This is a genomic window from Streptomyces sp. NPDC088747, assembly GCF_044751025.1.
Taxonomy (GTDB): Bacteria; Actinomycetota; Actinomycetes; order Streptomycetales; family Streptomycetaceae; genus Streptomyces.
This window is the reverse complement of the sequence record NZ_JBIVKZ010000003.1, coordinates 460,186-476,136: the sequence shown is the minus strand read 5'-3', so window position 1 is coordinate 476,136 and position 15,951 is coordinate 460,186. Positions and strand designations below refer to the sequence as shown.

Here is a 15,951-nt window from a genome sequence, read left to right as displayed (position 1 = left end):
GCGCGCCCTCATCGCTGTGGGCTCTCGGACATCAGGGCGTCCGCCCGTTCTCCAGGATGTGCAGGGTGCGGTCGACGAGGTCGGCGAGGTCCTCCTGGTGGCCGCCCTCGGCCCAGTAGAGGGAGGTCTCCATCAGGGCGCCGATCAGGGACATCGCGAGGACGCGTACCTCAAGGCCGTCGGGGTCCTTGCCGGTGCGCTCGCCGATGACCCGGCACAGCATGCGGCTGGTGACCGACATGCTCTCCATCATCCGGGAGCGGACGGCGGGCACCTGCACCATCAGGTGGGTCCGGAGTCTCGCCACCTCGGGTTCCTCGGTGGTTTCCAGGCCGATGGCCTTCCGCATGATGTGGCGCAGGGAGACCATCCACGGCTCGTCGGCGGGCCGTGCCCGCAACTCCTGCTCCATGAGCGGGTCGAACTCGTCCGTGAGGACGATGTCCTCCTTGGTCGGGAAGTAGCGGAAGACCGTCGAGGGGGAGACCTCGGCCGCCTCCGCGATCTGCTCGACGGTCGTCGCGTCGTACCCCTGCTCCCTGATCAGCCGGTAGGTGGCGTCACGGATCGCGATCCGGGTCTTCTGCTTCTTCCGCTCGCGGAGCCCGAGCTGGGGCTCCGCGGGGGAGGCGGAGCTGTGTGCGGTGGCGGCCATGGGCCTCATTGTCCGGCATCGGCCGGTGCCGGTGCCATGTCGGCGTCCTTTCCGGGGGCGGGGCGGTGGCCGGTCTCGCCGGTCCCGGCGACGTCGCCGGGCTCGCCGGGGTGGGCCGCCGCGGTCGACTTGACGGCTTGGACCGACCCGGCCTCCTTTGCGGTTCCGGCGGGTCCAGCGGTTCCGTCCGATCCGGCGGTTCCGGCGGTTCCGGTCGGGCCGGCGGGCTCAGCCTTTCCGGTAGCTCCGGTAGCTCCGGTAGCTCCGGTAGCTCCGGCGGGTCCGGTCCGCTCGATGGCTCCGGGGGTTCCGACGGGGCCGCTGGCTCCGACCGGCCCGGCGGGTCCGGCCGCACCGTCGGCGCCGGCAGGCTCCGTCGGCTTCGCGTTCGGCAGCAGGGCCGCCGCCAGTAGCGCGGTGAGCAGCGCGGCGACGCCGCTGACCAGCAGGACCAGGCCCATGCCGTGCACGTACGAGGTGTCGGCGGAGGCGGCGAGCGCGCGGTCGCCGAGCCGGGCGGCGACGACATGGGCGCCGACCACCGAGTCGGAGGCGGTGTCCGCCGCGGCGGCGGGCAGGCCCGAGGTGTCGAGCCGGTCGCCGTACGCGCCGGCCAGCAGCGAGCCGAGCAGGGCGATGCCTATCGCGCTGCCCACCTGGCGCACGGTCATCAGCAGTCCGGAGCCGCTGCCGGCGCGGTCGCGGGGCAGGGCACCGAGGGCCGCGGTCATCGCGGGCACCACGGCGAAGCCGAAACCGAGCCCGGCGACGGACAGCCACAGGGCCGTGAACCCGTAGCCGTCACCGACGGACGTACGGCTGCCGAGGAACGCGGCGAAGGCGAGCGCGACCAGGCCCGCGCTGATCACCGCGCGTGCCCCGAACCTCGCCAGCAGCGGCTGCGCGCACCGCGAGGCGACCAACAGTCCGCCCATCATCGGCAGCATCCGCACCCCGGTGCCGAACGCGTCGTACCCGAGCACCGCCTGGAGGTACTGCGGCAGCACGAACATCAGGCCGGACAGGACGAACATGACGAGGGTCGCGGCGAGCGTGTTGAGAAGGAAGGCGCGCTGGCCGAGGAGCGTGAGGTCCAGCATCGGGCGGGCGCTGCGGCGTTCGCGCAGGACGAGGAGGGTGATCAGCACGGCGGAGGCCGCGAACAGGGCGAGGACCAGTGGGTCGCCCCAGCCGCGGTGCGGTGCCTCGATGATCGCGTAGATCAGGACGCTGAGGCCGGCCGCGGTGAACGCGGTGGAGACGGCGTCGACCCTGGGCGAGGCGGGGTCGCGGGTCTCGGGGAGCAGGAAGACGCAGGCCACGACGCCGATCGCGGCCATGGGCACGTTGACGAGGAAGACCGAGCCCCACCAGAAGTGGTCCAGGAGCCAGCCGCCGACGATCGGGCCGAGCGGCAGTCCGAGCGCGGAGGCCGCGGACACCGCGCCGACGGCCTTCGTGCGCTCGTCGGCCTCGAACAGGGACGGCAGCACGGCCATCCCGAGCGGCATGACCAGCGCGGCGCCGATCCCCATGACGCCGCGGGCGACGATCACGAGGGTGACGTCGTCGACGAGGGCGCCGACGAGCGAGCCCGCCAGGAAGACGACGAGTCCGGTGATGAGCATCCGGCGTCGCCCGAAGCGGTCGCCGAGCAGGCCCGCGGGGAGCATCAGCGAGGCGAAGACGACGACGTAGGCGTCCGCCATCCACTGCTGCTCGCCGGTGGAGGCGCCCAGTTCCCCGGCCATCGTCGGCAGCGCCACGTTGAGGATCGTCATGTCGAAGCCGAGTACGAGCATGCTCGCGATCAGGGCTCCGAGGGCCCACCAGCGGCGGGGATCACGCCGTACGGCGTCAGCGTCAGTGATAGTCACCATGAAATGAGAGTAACTCTCAAAAGGTAGCTGCTGTCAACTGAGGGGGGAGGGGGAGGGAGGGTCCGGTCGGGTGCGGAGGTGTCCGGGCACGCAGAAGTGGCCGCGGCTGGAGAGCCGCGGCCACTGGAGATGTGTCGGTCGAAAGGGTCAGCCGTGCTGGTAGGCCACCAGGGAGATCCCGACGTAGTGCACGACGAACGCGCCGACGGTCAGGGAGTGGAAGACCTCGTGGAAGCCGAACCAGCTCGGTGACGGGTTGGGGCGCTTGATCGCGTAGATCACGCCGCCCGCGCTGTAGAGCAGTCCGCCGACCACGACCAGGACGAGGACGGCGATGCCGCCCGTCCGCATGAAGTCGGGGAGGAAGAAGACGGCCGCCCAGCCCATCGCGATGTAGCAGGGGGTGTAGAGCCAGCGCGGGGCGCCGACCCAGAACACCCGGAAGGCGATGCCCGCCACCGCCGCGGCCCAGATGCTCCACAGGAGCCACTGCCCCTTGGCCTCCGGCAGCAGCAGCATCGTCAGCGGGGTGTAGGAGCCCGCGATGATCAGGAAGATGTTCGCGTGGTCGAGTCTGCGCAGCACGCCGTCCATGCGCGGGGTCCAGGTGCCCCGGTGGTAGAGCGCGCTCACTCCGAACAGCAGGCAGGCCGTCAGCGCGAAGATCGCGCAGGCGATGCGGGCCCGGGTCGAACTCGCGAGCGCGGTGAGCACCAGGCCCGAGACGAGGGCGGCCGGGAACATGCCGAGATGCAGCCAGCCGCGGAGCTTGGGCTTGATCTCGTCCGGCAGATGGGGGTGCGGCAGCGAGAGGTGTGCCGAGGTCGAGTGCGACGGGGAGTGCGCGACGGACCCGTGGCCGGCGGCCGGGGAGTCCGTGTGCGCGTCGGGGACAGACGCAGTCATGGGCCGAATCCTACCTACGGAACCGTAAGTTACCTGTCAGTGTCGCCGGACGACCGGGCAATAGTGGCCATGGTCTCACGCACACCCGTGCCGCGATACGTCGCGGTACCGGGGGTGAACCCAAAATGGCGCGGAGGAAACCCGGAGATGAGTGGCGATGCTCACTCCGCTCACCTGTGAGGCCCTCTGGACATATGCGCGCTCTAGTCGGATGATCAAATGAGTGCGGTCGGCACCGGATGAGCGCCAGGGCATCAGAATCGTGAAGCATCCGGGTCGCAGCCCCCACGGGGCACAACAACAAAACCCCTCATTTAGGAGCAATCGTGGCGCGCGACATCGCGGCTCCCACCGTCGTACCCACCAACCACAAAGCCCTGATCTCGTGGGTCAACGAGATCGCCGAACTGACCGAGCCGGACAGCGTGGTCTGGTGCGACGGATCCGAAGCCGAGTACGAGCGACTGAGCGAGGAACTCGTCCGCAAGGGCACCTTCAGGAAGCTCGACCCGATCAAGCGCCCCAACTCCTACTACGCCGCCTCCGACCCGTCCGATGTCGCACGGGTCGAGGACCGGACGTTCATCTGCTCCGAGAAGGAGGAGGACGCCGGACCGACGAACCACTGGAAGGCCCCCGCCGAGATGCGGGAGATCTTCCAGGGGACGGACGGCAGGGGAGGCGTCTTCCGCGGCTCGATGCGCGGCCGGACGATGTACGTCGTCCCCTTCTGCATGGGCCCGCTCGGCTCGGACCTCTCCGCCATCGGCGTGGAGATCACCGACTCGGCGTACGTCGCCGTCTCCATGCGCACCATGACCCGGATGGGACAGCCGGTCCTGGACGAGCTCGGCACCGACGGCTTCTTCGTGCGTGCTGTGCACACGCTCGGAGCGCCGCTGGCGGCGGGCGAGGCGGACGTGCCGTGGCCCTGCAACGCCACGAAGTACATCTCGCACTTCCCGGAGTCCCGCGAGATCTGGTCCTACGGCTCCGGCTACGGCGGCAACGCGCTGCTCGGCAAGAAGTGCTACGCGCTGCGCATCGCCTCCGTGATGGCGCGCGACGAGGGCTGGCTCGCCGAGCACATGCTCATCCTCAAGCTCACGCCCCCGCAGGGCGAGTCGAAGTACGTCGCGGCGGCCTTCCCGAGCGCCTGCGGCAAGACGAACCTCGCCATGCTGGAGCCGACGGTCGGCGGCTGGACCGTCGAGACGATCGGTGACGACATCGCCTGGATGCGGTTCGGCGAGGACGGCCGGCTGTACGCGATCAACCCCGAGGCCGGTTTCTTCGGCGTCGCGCCCGGCACCGGTGAGCACACCAACGCCAACGCGATGAAGACGCTGTGGGGCAACTCCGTCTTCACCAACGTCGCACTCACCGACGACAACGACATCTGGTGGGAGGGCATGACGGAGGAGACTCCGGCCCACCTCACGGACTGGAAGGGCAACGACTGGACGCCGGAGTCCGACGCGCCCGCCGCCCACCCCAACGCCCGCTTCACCGTTCCCGCCGCGCAGTGCCCGATCATCGCGCCCGAGTGGGAGGACCCCAAGGGCGTGCCGATCTCGGCGATCCTGTTCGGCGGTCGTCGCGCCACCGCGGTCCCGCTGGTGACGGAGTCCTTCGACTGGAACCACGGCGTCTTCCTCGGAGCCAACGTCGCCTCGGAGAAGACCGCCGCCGCCGAGGGCAAGGTCGGCGAGCTGCGCCGCGACCCCTTCGCCATGCTGCCGTTCTGCGGCTACAACATGGGCGACTACATGGGCCACTGGATCGACGTGGCCAAGGACAAGGACCAGGCGAAGCTGCCGAAGATCTACTACGTGAACTGGTTCCGCAAGAACGACGCGGGCAAGTTCGTGTGGCCCGGCTTCGGCGAGAACAGCCGTGTCCTGAAGTGGATCGTCGACCGCCTCGACGGCCGCGCCGAGGGCGTCGAGACGCCGATCGGCATCCTGCCGGCCAAGGGCGCCCTGGACACCAAGGGGCTCGACCTGTCCGAGGCGGACCTCGACTTCCTGCTCACCGTCGACAAGGACGTGTGGCGCGAGGAGGCCGCGCTGGTGCCGGACCACCTCAACACCTTCGGCACGCACACGCCCACCGAACTGTGGGACGAGTACCGCGCACTCGTACAGCGCCTGGGCTAGTCCGGGCAGAGACTCCGCGGCCGGTCCGGTCTGCCCTGACCTGCGTCGTCGTCAGGACCGGCCGCGGTGACAGCACCGCGGGAAGGGGAGGGGCCCCGCACAACGACGTGCGGGGCCCCTCCCCTTCCCGCGTACTCCCTCACCGGCGGCGCCGTAATTTTCCGCAACGACTCCGTCTCGACCGGTATTTCGCGGGACACTCGGGGCAACTCGCAACGAACCCCGAAACGAACCCCGGAACGAGGTGAGCGGGGTGCGCACACCGGTCAGCGATCCCCTGAAGATCGGGCCGTACCGCATAGTCGGCCGGCTGGGCTCCGGCGGCATGGGCTGGGTGTACCTGGGCCGTTCGCCGGCCGGCCGTGAGGTCGCCGTCAAGGTGGTGCGGGCCGAGCTGGCGGCGGAGGGGGAGTTCCGGGAGCGGTTCGCCCGCGAGGTCGCGGCGGCCCGGGTGGTGAGCGGCGCCTACACCGCGGCCGTGGTCGACGCCGACACCGAGGCCGAACTGCCCTGGCTGGCGACGATGTACGTGCCGGGTCCCTCGCTCGCCGAGGCGGTCCGCACCGACGGGCCCCTGCCCGAAGCACAGGTACGGCAACTGGGCGCGGGCCTGGTCGAGGCGCTCCAGGCCATCCACGCCGCCCGGGTCGTGCACCGGGACCTGAAACCGGCGAACGTGCTGCTGGCCTCCGACGGTCCGCGCGTCATCGACTTCGGGATCTCGCGCGTCGACGGCGTACCCGGGCTCACCCAGACCGGCATCGTGGTCGGCACCCCGCCGTTCATGTCGCCCGAGCAGATCAAGGCGGAGCGGGTGGGCCCGCCGAGCGATGTGTTCTCCCTCGGCGGGGTGCTGGTGTTCGCCCTGACGGGCCGGGCGCCGTTCGGGAGCGGGGACGCCGTGCGCTTCCGGGTCGTACGGAGCGAACCCGAACTCGACGCCGTGCCGCCCGGAACGCGCGACCTGATCGCCCGCTGTCTGGCCAAGCGGCCCGAGGACCGGCCCCAACTGGCCGAACTGCTCGGCGCGTTGCTTGAGGAGACGCCGAAACCGGCGCCCTGGCCGCCGCCCACCGTGGCGCACAGCATCAAGGTGCGCACCAGCGACCTCGCCGACCGCAGAAGGGCCGCGGTCACCGGCCGCGGCGGCGGCGCGAGCGTGTCGGTGCCCTCCTGTCTGCTGCTGCACGCCCAGACGCTGCTGGACGCCGGGCTGACCGACGCGATGGTTGCCGAGGCGGTGGGCCGTGGCGACGCCTGACTCCTCGCCCACCCGCTTCCCCGGCCGGGAGCCCGAGGTGCTCGAAATCGGCACGCACTGGCGGCAGATGGTGCAGAGCTGGGTGGCCGGACGGAATTACCACACCATGACCGACACCGTTTCCGTTTCCATGCAATTTGATCTCCAGGAGACGGGCCGCATGGTCACCGTGCGATTCATGACCACCAAAAGGCTTCTGGTCGCCTTCGCGACCGATGGTCATTATCTGCGCCAGGACCAACTGGCCGTCGCCGCAGCGGCGTCGAACGCGTGGAATACCGAACAGCTGAATCCCATGCTTTCCGTGTGGGACGTACGGGGGCCGCGGCCGTGTCTCGCCGGGGTCTGCGATCTGCCGCTGACCTGCCGGATGACGCAAACAGATTTCGATGCTCTGGCCAGTGATTGGGTGGAACGGGCGAGGCAGATGTTCACGCGCTGCCATCAGGTGTTCAAGTTGTAGAAGTGAAACCCGTGGTGTGCCCAAACCCCTTTCGGGCGCACGCCCGTTGCCCCCACTATGGGCGAGTGCCTTTTAGGCCACGGGGGGTTGCCATGAGGCGTTCGCTGTTTTTCGCGGTGCTTGTCGGAATGCTCGTCGCCCTGCTTCCCGCGGGGACGGCGGCGGCCGACACCTGCGGCCGGAATCTCAAGGACCGGCTCGAATGCTGGTCCGGCGAGATCGACGAGCACGGCGTCCTGGTCACCCTGGACAGCCGGGTGCCCTTCGACGCCGAGGCCGCCGACGTCGGGGCCTTCGAGCGGACCCTGTGGGACAAGCGCGAGAACCTCGTGGTCGAGGTGCCCAAGGGCGCCAGGACCGGGGCGGGCGGGACGGCACTGCTCCTGCTGGCGGGGACCGGCTGGGTGGCACCGGACGCCACCATCGACAGGCTCCCGCGGGAGCACCAAGAGGGCCTGCCCGCCTGCGACTCGGCGAACGCCGACCCCACCGGCTCCCTCAAGGAGATCCTCGACGTCTGCGACAGGCTCGCCGAGAAGTCGCTCACCGGCGAGCAGTTGATCGCCGAGGCCCCGGCCACCTTCCGCGCCAAACACACCTACACCGTCGCCGCCGAGGAGTCCTCCGGCCGCGACACCCTCCTCATCGCCGTCGTGGGAGCCCTGCTGCTGGCCCTGCTCACCGCCCTCGTACTGATCGTCCGCCGCTCCTCCAGGGCGGGCCACCAGACCCGCCCCGCCCTCGCCACGGCCGGCGCGGGACCGGTCCCCACGGCACCCGGCCGCGCGGCCGACGAGGAGACCACCCGGCTGCGGACCACGCCCGCTCCCCGCTACGGACGCCGGGTGGGCAACGTACCCGGCCCCGCGAAGTCCGCCGTCGTCCGGACCGAACTGCACCCGCAGGGCTACGTCGAACTCGACCGCGTGCTGTACCGGGCCGTATGGGCCGAGCCGGGCCGCCCGCCGCCCGCCCCGGGCGCGCTCGTCGACGTCACGGAAGCCCGCGAGCGCGACTCCGACGTCCTGTACGCCTTCCCGCCCACCAGCGGGCGGCACGCCAAAGGCACCCGCACCTGACCCGCCGCACCCCTGGGCGCCCGACGGCGCCCAGTGCCCGCAGACCCTGAGACCCTGAGACCCGGAGAAGAGACACCGAGATGCCCAGCGAATACCCGCCCACCATGCCGGCGGAGTACGCCGACATCGAGTTCGAGAACAACGCGCAGAGACTCCCGCTCGTGCTCTGCCTCGACACCTCCAGCTCCATGGCGGGACAGCCCATCCAGACGCTCAACAACGCGCTCATGGAGTGGACCCGCGAACTGCACGACGACGTCAGCCTCAGCTACAGCGTCGAGGTCGCCCTCGTCACCTTCGGCGGCCAGGGCGTCGGCGCCTGGCGCGGGCCCCAACTCCTGGACGCCCGCGCGCCGGTGAGCCCCTTCGTGCCCGCCCACATGTTCAGCCCGCCGCGGCTCACCGCCGCCGGAGTGACCCTGATGACCGAGGCGGTCGAGCTGTCGATGCACATCGTCGCGGCCCGCAAGGCCGAGCTGCGGGCCTCCGGGCTCCAGTACTACCGGCCGCAGATCTGCCTGGTCACCGACGGCCTGCCGACCGACGGCACCGGCCATCTCAGCGACTCCTGGCACCGGTTGATCCCGGTCCTCGCCGACGAGCAGAGCGCCCGCCGCTTCCGGCTGTACGCGATCGGGGTGGGCGGCATCACCGACCGGGGCGAGCAGGTGCTCCAGGCGTTCGCCCCGAAGTTCAACGCCCGGCTCCAGGGATTCCCCTTCCGTGAACTGCTCCAGATGATGTCGGCGAGCGCGAACGCCGAGCAGAAGGGGGCGGGCGACGAGGTCTTCGAGAAGATCTTCAGCCAGTTCAAGACGCAGCGTCCGGCCTGGGAATCCTGACCGATGGCCGGAGCGGAGCAGCCGGACTCCCCGTGGCGCGTCCATGGCATGAGCGTCGAGGGCTACCGCCACCGCCGCCAGGGCCTGCCCTGCCAGGACGCCTGCGCGTACCAGGTGTCGCAGCACGTGGCGGTGCTCGCGGTCGCGGACGGCGCGGGCAGCCGCCCGCGCTCGGAGGAGGGGTCGAAGCTCGCGGTGCGGCTGGCCGTCGAGCACTTCACGCGGCGGGCCGGCACGGCACGGGACCGCGGCCCGGGGGAGGCCGTCCACGAACTGCTGGAGGACGCCTTCCACGACGTCAGCAAGATGTTCCTGGACACCACGGGACCCGACTCCGCCGACTTCGCCACCACGCTCACCGTCGTGGTGCTCGCCCCGGGCTGGCTCGGCCAGCTCACCGTCGGCGACGGCTTCGTCGTACTGCGGGCCGGTACGGAGGACGGTGAGCGGCAGTTCCATCTGCTGCCGCAGCCGCGGGCGGCCAGCGAGTACAGCAACGAGACGGTCTTCCTCACCTCGCCGGACGCGGCGCGCTGGGTGCACACCGACTGTGTGGCCGACGACGGGATCGACGGCGTGCTGCTGTCCACCGACGGACTTGTGCAGGCCGCGCTCACCCGGGCCGCGTCCGGCACCGCCCAGACGCCGAACGCGTCCTTCGCCGACGCCGTGTTCAAGTCCCTCGACACGGTCACCGACGACGCCCACGAGGGACTCGCCGCCCTGCTGAGGTCGGACCGGCTCACCGCCCTGAACGCCGACGACAAGACACTGCTGCGGGCCGTGCGCAGGGCGCGGCCATGAGCGGGCTCACGGTGTTCCTGGACGGGAAGCCCGTCACCCTGGCGGAACTGCCGCTGAAGGGCGGCGGGCAGGCGGCCGTCTACCCGGTCGTCGGCGACGACGGCATCGTCGTCAAGCTCTACCGCGAGCCGCCCGGCCCCGAACAGGAGCGCCGGCTGACCCGCATGCTGACCATGTCACCGCTCGCCGCCCGCCCCACCAACGCCTCCCAGCCGCCCGAACTGGCCTGGCCCACCGCGCTCGCCCGCGGCCCCCGCGGCGAGTTCCTCGGCTACGCCATGCGCCGCTTCGGCGAACCCCAACACGTCCAGCTGGTGGGCCTGTTCACCCGCGCCCAGCGCCTCAAGCTCTTTCCCGACCGGGCCGACTGGCGGTTCCTGCTGGGCGTCTCCTGGAACCTCGCCTTCATGACGGCCCGTATGCACTACGACGATCTCGTCATCGGCGACTTCTCCAGCAGCAACGTCGTCGTCGACGGCCACGGCTTCGTCACCTTCCTCGACTGCGACTCCATCGCCTTCACCGACCCGGTGAGCGGGGAGCTCTTCCCCTGCCTGATGCACACCACCGACTACTCGTCCCCCGAACGGCAGTCCGGCGGCCCCGCGACCCGCGCCACCGACGACTTCGCACTCGCCGTCCTCGTCTACCAACTGCTCACGGCCGGCAACCACCCCTTCGGCGGCGTCCCGCACGAAAGCGCCTCCGAGTCGACCGTCAAGGACAACATCGCCGCGAGCTGCTCCTACGTCGTACGCCCGGAGCGGGTGGTCATCCCGCGCGGCACCGTCGACCCCTCGGTGCTGCCCCCGGAACTCCTCGGCCTCTCCCGCGCCGCCTTCGGCCCCGGTGTGCAGGACCCCGCCGCGCGCCCTCAGGCGGAGGCCTGGCTGCGGGCCCTGGACAGGGAGCGCGCGCTCGTCCGGGTCTGTCCGATCCGCCCGCTGCACGCCTACGGATCCCATCTGCCGTCCTGCCCGTGGTGCACCCGGGCCGCGGTCACGGGGCACGACGTCTTCAACGGTCCGGCGCCGGTCCCGGTGCCCCCGCCGCCTCCGGAGGCGGGGACGCCGTGGCCCCCGGCCCTGAAGGTCGCGCTGCTGGTCCTGCTGGTGGTGATCCTGGTGGTCATCGCGGCGAGCGCGGGCGGCTGAGGGCCGTCACCGCGAGCGCGGGGCGGCGGCCGTCACTGCGAGCGTCCCCGGTCCTCCAGATAGCGCGTGTGCGACTCCTGCCGTCGCGCCTCCGTCTCCCGCAGCTGTGCCGCCAGCCGCTCCGACTCCTCGTGCAGCAGGGAGAGCTGGCGCTCCAGGTGGCGTTCCGGCGGTTCGGTGCCGGGTGTCATCCGGTTCCACCACCGCGTCCGTACGAAGGTGTCGACGGCCTCGGGAACGTCCTGCCGTACGGCACGGGACAGGGCGTGCACGCCCTCCGGGTCCTGGGCGAGCACCTCGGCGACCCAGCCGGGATCCAGCAGCGCGGTCAGCAGCTCGGTCAGTTCGGTGAGCCGGCCGGCCGCCGCGGGCGGCAGTTCGATGCCGTCCAGGTACTCGCGCAGCTTCCCGAAGTCGGTCCGCAGCTCGTCGAGTTGGGCGGAGGGGTCGGGGAAGTCGGGCAGCGGCGGGCGTTCCGGCGGGGCGATCAGGGCGCCCGCGCCGTACAGGCCGACGACGACGGCGGGCCAGTACGGGCCCGCCACCCCCGTGAAGGTCAGGGCGAGCCCGGCGATCCCGCCCGCGCTCCCCGCGAGGTTCTTGCGGGACTCCAGATAGCCCAGGAACCTATTGGTAGCCACGGATCTCCTCGAAGGCGCCGTCCAGCGAGCCCTTCTGGGCGTCGAAGAGACGGCCGCCGGTCAGCTCGGCGATGCCCTGCAACTCGCCGCGGTCGGAGTCGCCGAAGAGGATCGGGAAGACCGGGATCTCCCGTTCCTGGGCCGGGAGTCCGGCGTAGAAGTCGTCGAACTCGGCCGCGCTCTCACCCGTCGTGTTCTCGCCGTCCGTCATCAGCACGATCGACGTGAAGCTGTCGTCGTCGGCGCCCAGGTACTCGTACGCCTTCTCCAGCGAGGTGAAGATCGCGGTGTCTCCCTCGGCGGTGAGCGCGCGGGTGTCCTTGCGGATCCCGTCGAGCCCGGTCTGCGGATCCTCGGGCTTCACCACGTGTGTGCGGACGCTCTTGACCGCCGAGCCGAACGGCATCAGGGTCACTTCCTCGCGGTCGCGGAAGTCGCTGGTCAGCGCGGTGAGCGCCGCCTTGAGCTGGTCGAGCCTGCCGTCCTCGCTCATCGAGCCCGAGGTGTCCAGGACGTACACGGTCCGGGACGGTCGGCGGAGCTTGTTCTCGTAGGCGTCGAGGAGGCCGTCGGCGACGGACTGGCTGCCGGGGAAGGGCAGTTCGCGCCTGCGGGTGGTGTCGAGGCCGGTCGCCGGGGCGACGGAGGCGACGACCGGACGGCGCAGGGTCCGCTCGGTGATCTGCCGCTGGGCGTCCGGGGCGCGCAGGGCCTCGGTGAGGCGGCGGACGGTCTCGCGGGTGTCCTTGCCGGAGGAGGCGAGGGAGGTCAGCGGGTAGTCGGCGGTCACCACGCCGTCGCTCGGCCGGATGACGGTGAGGCCCTTCATGCCCTTGAGGACCGACTCGTAGTTGAGCAGGGCGTCCACGGTGCCGCGGTGCTCGTAGGCGGTCGCCAGCCAGCCCGAGGAACCGGACGTCAGCTTCTGCCCCTTGAAGAACTCCCGCAGCTGCGGGGTCGCCTCGTCCACGTCCGCGTCGGTCAGCGCCGACTGTGCCCCCGAGATGCCCGAGGCCACCGAGACCAGCGTGGAGAAACCGGAGTTGGAGCGGGCGGGATCGGTCATGCCGTACGTCAGCCTGCCCTCCGTCACCGCCTTCTCGACCTGCGACCAGGTGACGTCACCCGGGTTCCAGCCCAGCTCGCTCACCGTCGCCGGCTTGACGCCGATGGCCACCGGGCTGGACATGATCGACGTCTCGGAGACGACCTTCCTGGCCGCGTCGGGGCGCAGCCGCAGATAGTCGTTGGAGGACAGCCACAGGGCGTCGTAGGAGCCGTCCACCTTGCCCGCGGCGAGCAGGTCCACGGCGGCGAGGGTGCCGGTGTAGGTGGCCTTCACCGTGATGCCGGTTTCCTGCTGGATCTTCTCCAACACCGGCTTCATGTCACTGAGTTCACTGGACGCCAGGACCCGGAGGGTGCCGGGTGTCGGCGCCGCCGGCCCCTCGGGCTCCGGCGAACTCCCCGCCGTACAGGCCGACACGGCGAGCAGGGCCGCCATGCCCAGCACGGCGAGGGCACGTCGTCGTCTCATGTGGTTCCGCCTTCCAGGGCGCTCTGCGCGCGGCTGCGATCCAGGTACGCGCTGGCGTGCTGGAGTTCTGAGGTGAGCGACTCGACGGTCACGGCCATGGCCTCGGTGGCCTGCACCTTGTACGTGTCGATCGCGTCGAGGGTGCGGTAGATCTGCTGGAAGGCGTTGCGCAGGGTCTCCGCGCCGACGGCCGGGTCGGCGGCGATGCGCTGGATCTCGCCGCTCTGGGTGGCGAGCATCTCGGCGTTGCCGCGGATCAGGTCCTCGGTCGTGCCGCGCAACGCGTTGACCTGGTCGACGACCTTGCGCTGGTTGTCGAGCGCGGAGGCGAGCATCACGGAGATGCGCAGCGCGGAGACGGTCGTGGTCGCGGCCCGGTCGACGCCCTTGATCAGTTCCTCGTTGTTGCGGCGTACGACGTCCATGGCCAGGTATCCCTGGGCGCACACGGCCAGTTGCGTCAGCAGGTCCTGGTGCTTCTGGCGGACGGGGAAGAGGACGTCGGCGCGCAGGGTGTCGGCCTGCGCCGGGTCGCCCGCCTCCACGCCCGCCACGTGTTCCTCGATCGCCCTGTCCAGGGCCTGGGTGAGGACGACGTACTCCTGGAGCTTGCCCATCGTCTCCCAGAGGCGGACCCGCTCGGTCTGCAACGCCGCGTTGTCCCGGCGTAGTTCGTCCTGGCCGCCGCGCAGCGAGCCCACGATCCTGTTCAACGTGCCCTGTGCGGAGGCGTACTTGGCGACGTGGTCACGCAGTCTGTTGCCGCCGGGGAGCCGGGACAGGAGCTTGCGGCCCTTGCCCGCGGGCAGGTCGCGCGGGTCCAGGTCCTCGACCACGCGGCGCAGTTCGACGAGCGAGCCCGCCACGTGCGACTGGGCGTCCCCGCCCCTGCCGGGGAGGCTGCGGACGGTGCGCTCCAGCATGCGGTTGGACTGCGCGGCGGCGCCCCGCATCTCGCCCGCGCCCAGGCCCGCGATCTCGCCGACCTTTCCGGCGAACTCGGGGGAACGGGCGTCCAGTACGGCCAGCCCGCCGACGTACTCGGCGGCGCGGCGCGCCATGTCCTCGTGCACGGCCGGGTCGACCGGGACGAGCCCGGCGGCCCTCTCGCGGGGCACCGGGGCGACGGCCCCTGGCGGTGTGAGGGTCAAGGTGTTCGGTTCTGTGGTCATGGCTGCTTCCCCCTAGCTCCCGGCCCGGACTGCCATCTCGTGCAGCACCTTCGAGGCGGGCACGGGCGCCTGCCGGACGCCGGTGAGCTTCTGGTTGACGTACCTCGTCTGCGCGGCGGTCGCCGCCGTGAACTCGGTGCTCTCGCCCTGCGGCCGGAATCCGTGCCGGACGGCGAGCTTGCGCAACGTCGGGTCCGTGCCGAGGAGTTCGCCGAGCGCGCGGCCCTCGGGCGTGAGCGGGACGACGGTGTGGTCGCTGTTCGCCGTGGTGTCCGGGTAGAGCACGGTCAGGTCGTCGACGTCCTCGCCCCGGACGAGCAGGGAGGCGACCTGGGACTCGTACACCAGGACGAGCGGGTTGCCCGCGCCGCTGATGAAGTCCCTGAACGTCGCGTCGGTGCTGCTCTGTTGCTGGCCCTGGACGCTGATCAGCTTGTGCATCAGGGGCGCGGTGCGGGTGACGGCGGTGCTGTCGGCCGCGACGCGTCCGCCGTCGGCGACGTAGGAGGCGGCTGCGAGGTAGAGGGCTCCGGAGTTGGAGGTCTCGGGGTTGGTGGTGGCGATGAAGAGCGTCCCCGACAACTCGCCGTACTTCTCGGCGCCCTTGAGCTGCTGCCAGGTCCGGTCCGCCTTCGCCGCCCTGAGGTAGGCGGACATCGTGAGGGTGCCGGTGGCCTTGTCGAGCTTCGCCAGGCCGTTCTGCTGGAGTACCTCGGCGGCGTTGCGGTGGGCCACGACGACGAGGGGTGAGTAGAAGGGCCGGGGGAGGGGCTTCTGTACGTGGTACTTGTCGGCCAGCTCGTCGGCCGGCGCCTGGCTGGAAGGGAAGGCGAAGTCGTACCCCTTGAGGTCCAGGCTGTCCATCGCCCAGGACCCGGAGGCCTCCGTCTTCACGGTGTAGCCCTTGGCAGCGAGGGCCTTCACCACGTCGGGATCGGCGAAGAACTCCGCCTTCTCCGATCCGATCACTCCTCGCACGGTCTTCGTTGCCGTGCCCTTGTCCTGACCTTCGCGGCCTGCGACGACGGCTGCTACCACTCCGCCGATCAGCAGCACCGCCAGGACGATTCCTGCGATGCGTTTCACACCCGTGAGCGTGCTCCCGGACTCCAACATTCCCCCCGGCCCGGGATGAACACGGGGTGACGACGGGGTCCCGGTACGCAACCGGAACGGATCACCCCGCTACGGGGACACTCGTTTCCGGCGACGGCTCCGCAGGAGCCGTTTCCTTCCGCCGCGACGGCGCTCAGCCGCGACGGCGCGACCCGGCGGTGCCGAGCAACCGTGCCCCCCGGAATCGGGAGTCCCTCAGAAGCCGACGGCAGCGCAACCACGCCAAAGCGAACGCAGTGCAGTGGCACCCGGCCCGCACGTCGCTGCGGTGCGCGCGGGCCG

General features: G+C 70.9%; 13 protein-coding genes and 1 pseudogene. 7 read left to right on the top strand and 7 right to left on the bottom strand.

Annotation, left to right across the window (positions count from 1 at the left end):
* Positions 1-31: 31 nt before the first annotated feature.
* The 3 genes and pseudogenes from ACIP79_RS10500 to ACIP79_RS10490 form a co-directional block, all read right to left on the bottom strand.
* Positions 32-664 (bottom strand): TetR/AcrR family transcriptional regulator, encoded by a 633-nt coding sequence (locus ACIP79_RS10500; RefSeq protein WP_401221814.1) that lies wholly within the window; start codon positions 662-664, stop codon positions 32-34.
* Positions 665-987: 323 nt separating this feature from the next.
* Positions 988-2,535, bottom strand: a pseudogene (locus tag ACIP79_RS10495) (MFS transporter); the annotation flags it as partial.
* Between the two features lie 147 nt (positions 2,536-2,682).
* Positions 2,683-3,441, bottom strand: coding sequence for a hemolysin III family protein (locus tag ACIP79_RS10490; protein ID WP_401221812.1), 759 nt, complete (start codon positions 3,439-3,441; stop codon positions 2,683-2,685).
* Between the two features lie 326 nt (positions 3,442-3,767).
* Between ACIP79_RS10490 and ACIP79_RS10485 the strand changes: the two genes are divergently transcribed.
* The 7 genes from ACIP79_RS10485 (at position 3,768) to ACIP79_RS10455 (ending at position 11,203) form a co-directional block, all read left to right on the top strand.
* On the top strand, positions 3,768-5,600 hold the full coding sequence (locus ACIP79_RS10485) for a phosphoenolpyruvate carboxykinase (GTP) (RefSeq protein WP_401221810.1): 1,833 nt from the start codon (positions 3,768-3,770) through the stop codon (positions 5,598-5,600).
* A 253-nt stretch (positions 5,601-5,853) separates the two neighbouring features.
* Complete coding sequence (locus ACIP79_RS10480) at positions 5,854-6,861, top strand: serine/threonine-protein kinase (protein ID WP_401221809.1); 1,008 nt, start codon at positions 5,854-5,856, stop codon at positions 6,859-6,861.
* Complete coding sequence (locus ACIP79_RS10475) at positions 6,848-7,324, top strand: hypothetical protein (RefSeq protein WP_401221808.1); 477 nt, start codon at positions 6,848-6,850, stop codon at positions 7,322-7,324. Before ACIP79_RS10480 ends, ACIP79_RS10475 begins: the two co-directional genes overlap by 14 nt.
* A gap of 92 nt (positions 7,325-7,416) precedes the next feature.
* Positions 7,417-8,403: a hypothetical protein gene (locus ACIP79_RS10470; RefSeq protein ID WP_401221807.1), complete on the top strand. Its 987-nt coding sequence runs from the start codon at positions 7,417-7,419 to the stop codon at positions 8,401-8,403.
* Positions 8,404-8,483: 80 nt separating this feature from the next.
* Entirely contained in the window at positions 8,484-9,245 is a 762-nt protein-coding gene (locus tag ACIP79_RS10465) for a hypothetical protein (RefSeq protein ID WP_383680862.1), read from the top strand.
* 3 nt (positions 9,246-9,248) lie between these two features.
* On the top strand, positions 9,249-10,049 hold the full coding sequence (locus ACIP79_RS10460) for a PP2C family serine/threonine-protein phosphatase (protein ID WP_401221806.1): 801 nt from the start codon (positions 9,249-9,251) through the stop codon (positions 10,047-10,049).
* Positions 10,046-11,203, top strand: coding sequence for a hypothetical protein (locus ACIP79_RS10455; protein ID WP_387187528.1), 1,158 nt, complete (start codon positions 10,046-10,048; stop codon positions 11,201-11,203). The genes ACIP79_RS10460 and ACIP79_RS10455 overlap by 4 nt, the downstream gene beginning before the upstream one ends.
* Positions 11,204-11,235: 32 nt before the next feature.
* On the opposite strand, the gene ACIP79_RS10450 is transcribed toward ACIP79_RS10455, so the two are convergent.
* From ACIP79_RS10450 to ACIP79_RS10435, 4 genes are read right to left on the bottom strand one after another with little or no spacing between them, the layout of a single operon-like run.
* Positions 11,236-11,844 (bottom strand): hypothetical protein, encoded by a 609-nt coding sequence (locus tag ACIP79_RS10450; RefSeq protein WP_401221803.1) that lies wholly within the window; start codon positions 11,842-11,844, stop codon positions 11,236-11,238.
* Positions 11,831-13,381, bottom strand: coding sequence for a substrate-binding domain-containing protein (locus tag ACIP79_RS10445; RefSeq protein ID WP_401221802.1), 1,551 nt, complete (start codon positions 13,379-13,381; stop codon positions 11,831-11,833). The genes ACIP79_RS10450 and ACIP79_RS10445 overlap by 14 nt, the downstream gene beginning before the upstream one ends.
* Complete coding sequence (locus tag ACIP79_RS10440; RefSeq protein WP_401221801.1) at positions 13,378-14,553, bottom strand: toxic anion resistance protein; 1,176 nt, start codon at positions 14,551-14,553, stop codon at positions 13,378-13,380. The genes ACIP79_RS10445 and ACIP79_RS10440 overlap by 4 nt, the downstream gene beginning before the upstream one ends.
* A gap of 12 nt (positions 14,554-14,565) precedes the next feature.
* On the bottom strand, positions 14,566-15,639 hold the full coding sequence (locus ACIP79_RS10435) for a substrate-binding domain-containing protein (protein ID WP_401221800.1): 1,074 nt from the start codon (positions 15,637-15,639) through the stop codon (positions 14,566-14,568).
* Between the last annotated feature and the right edge of the window lie 312 nt (positions 15,640-15,951).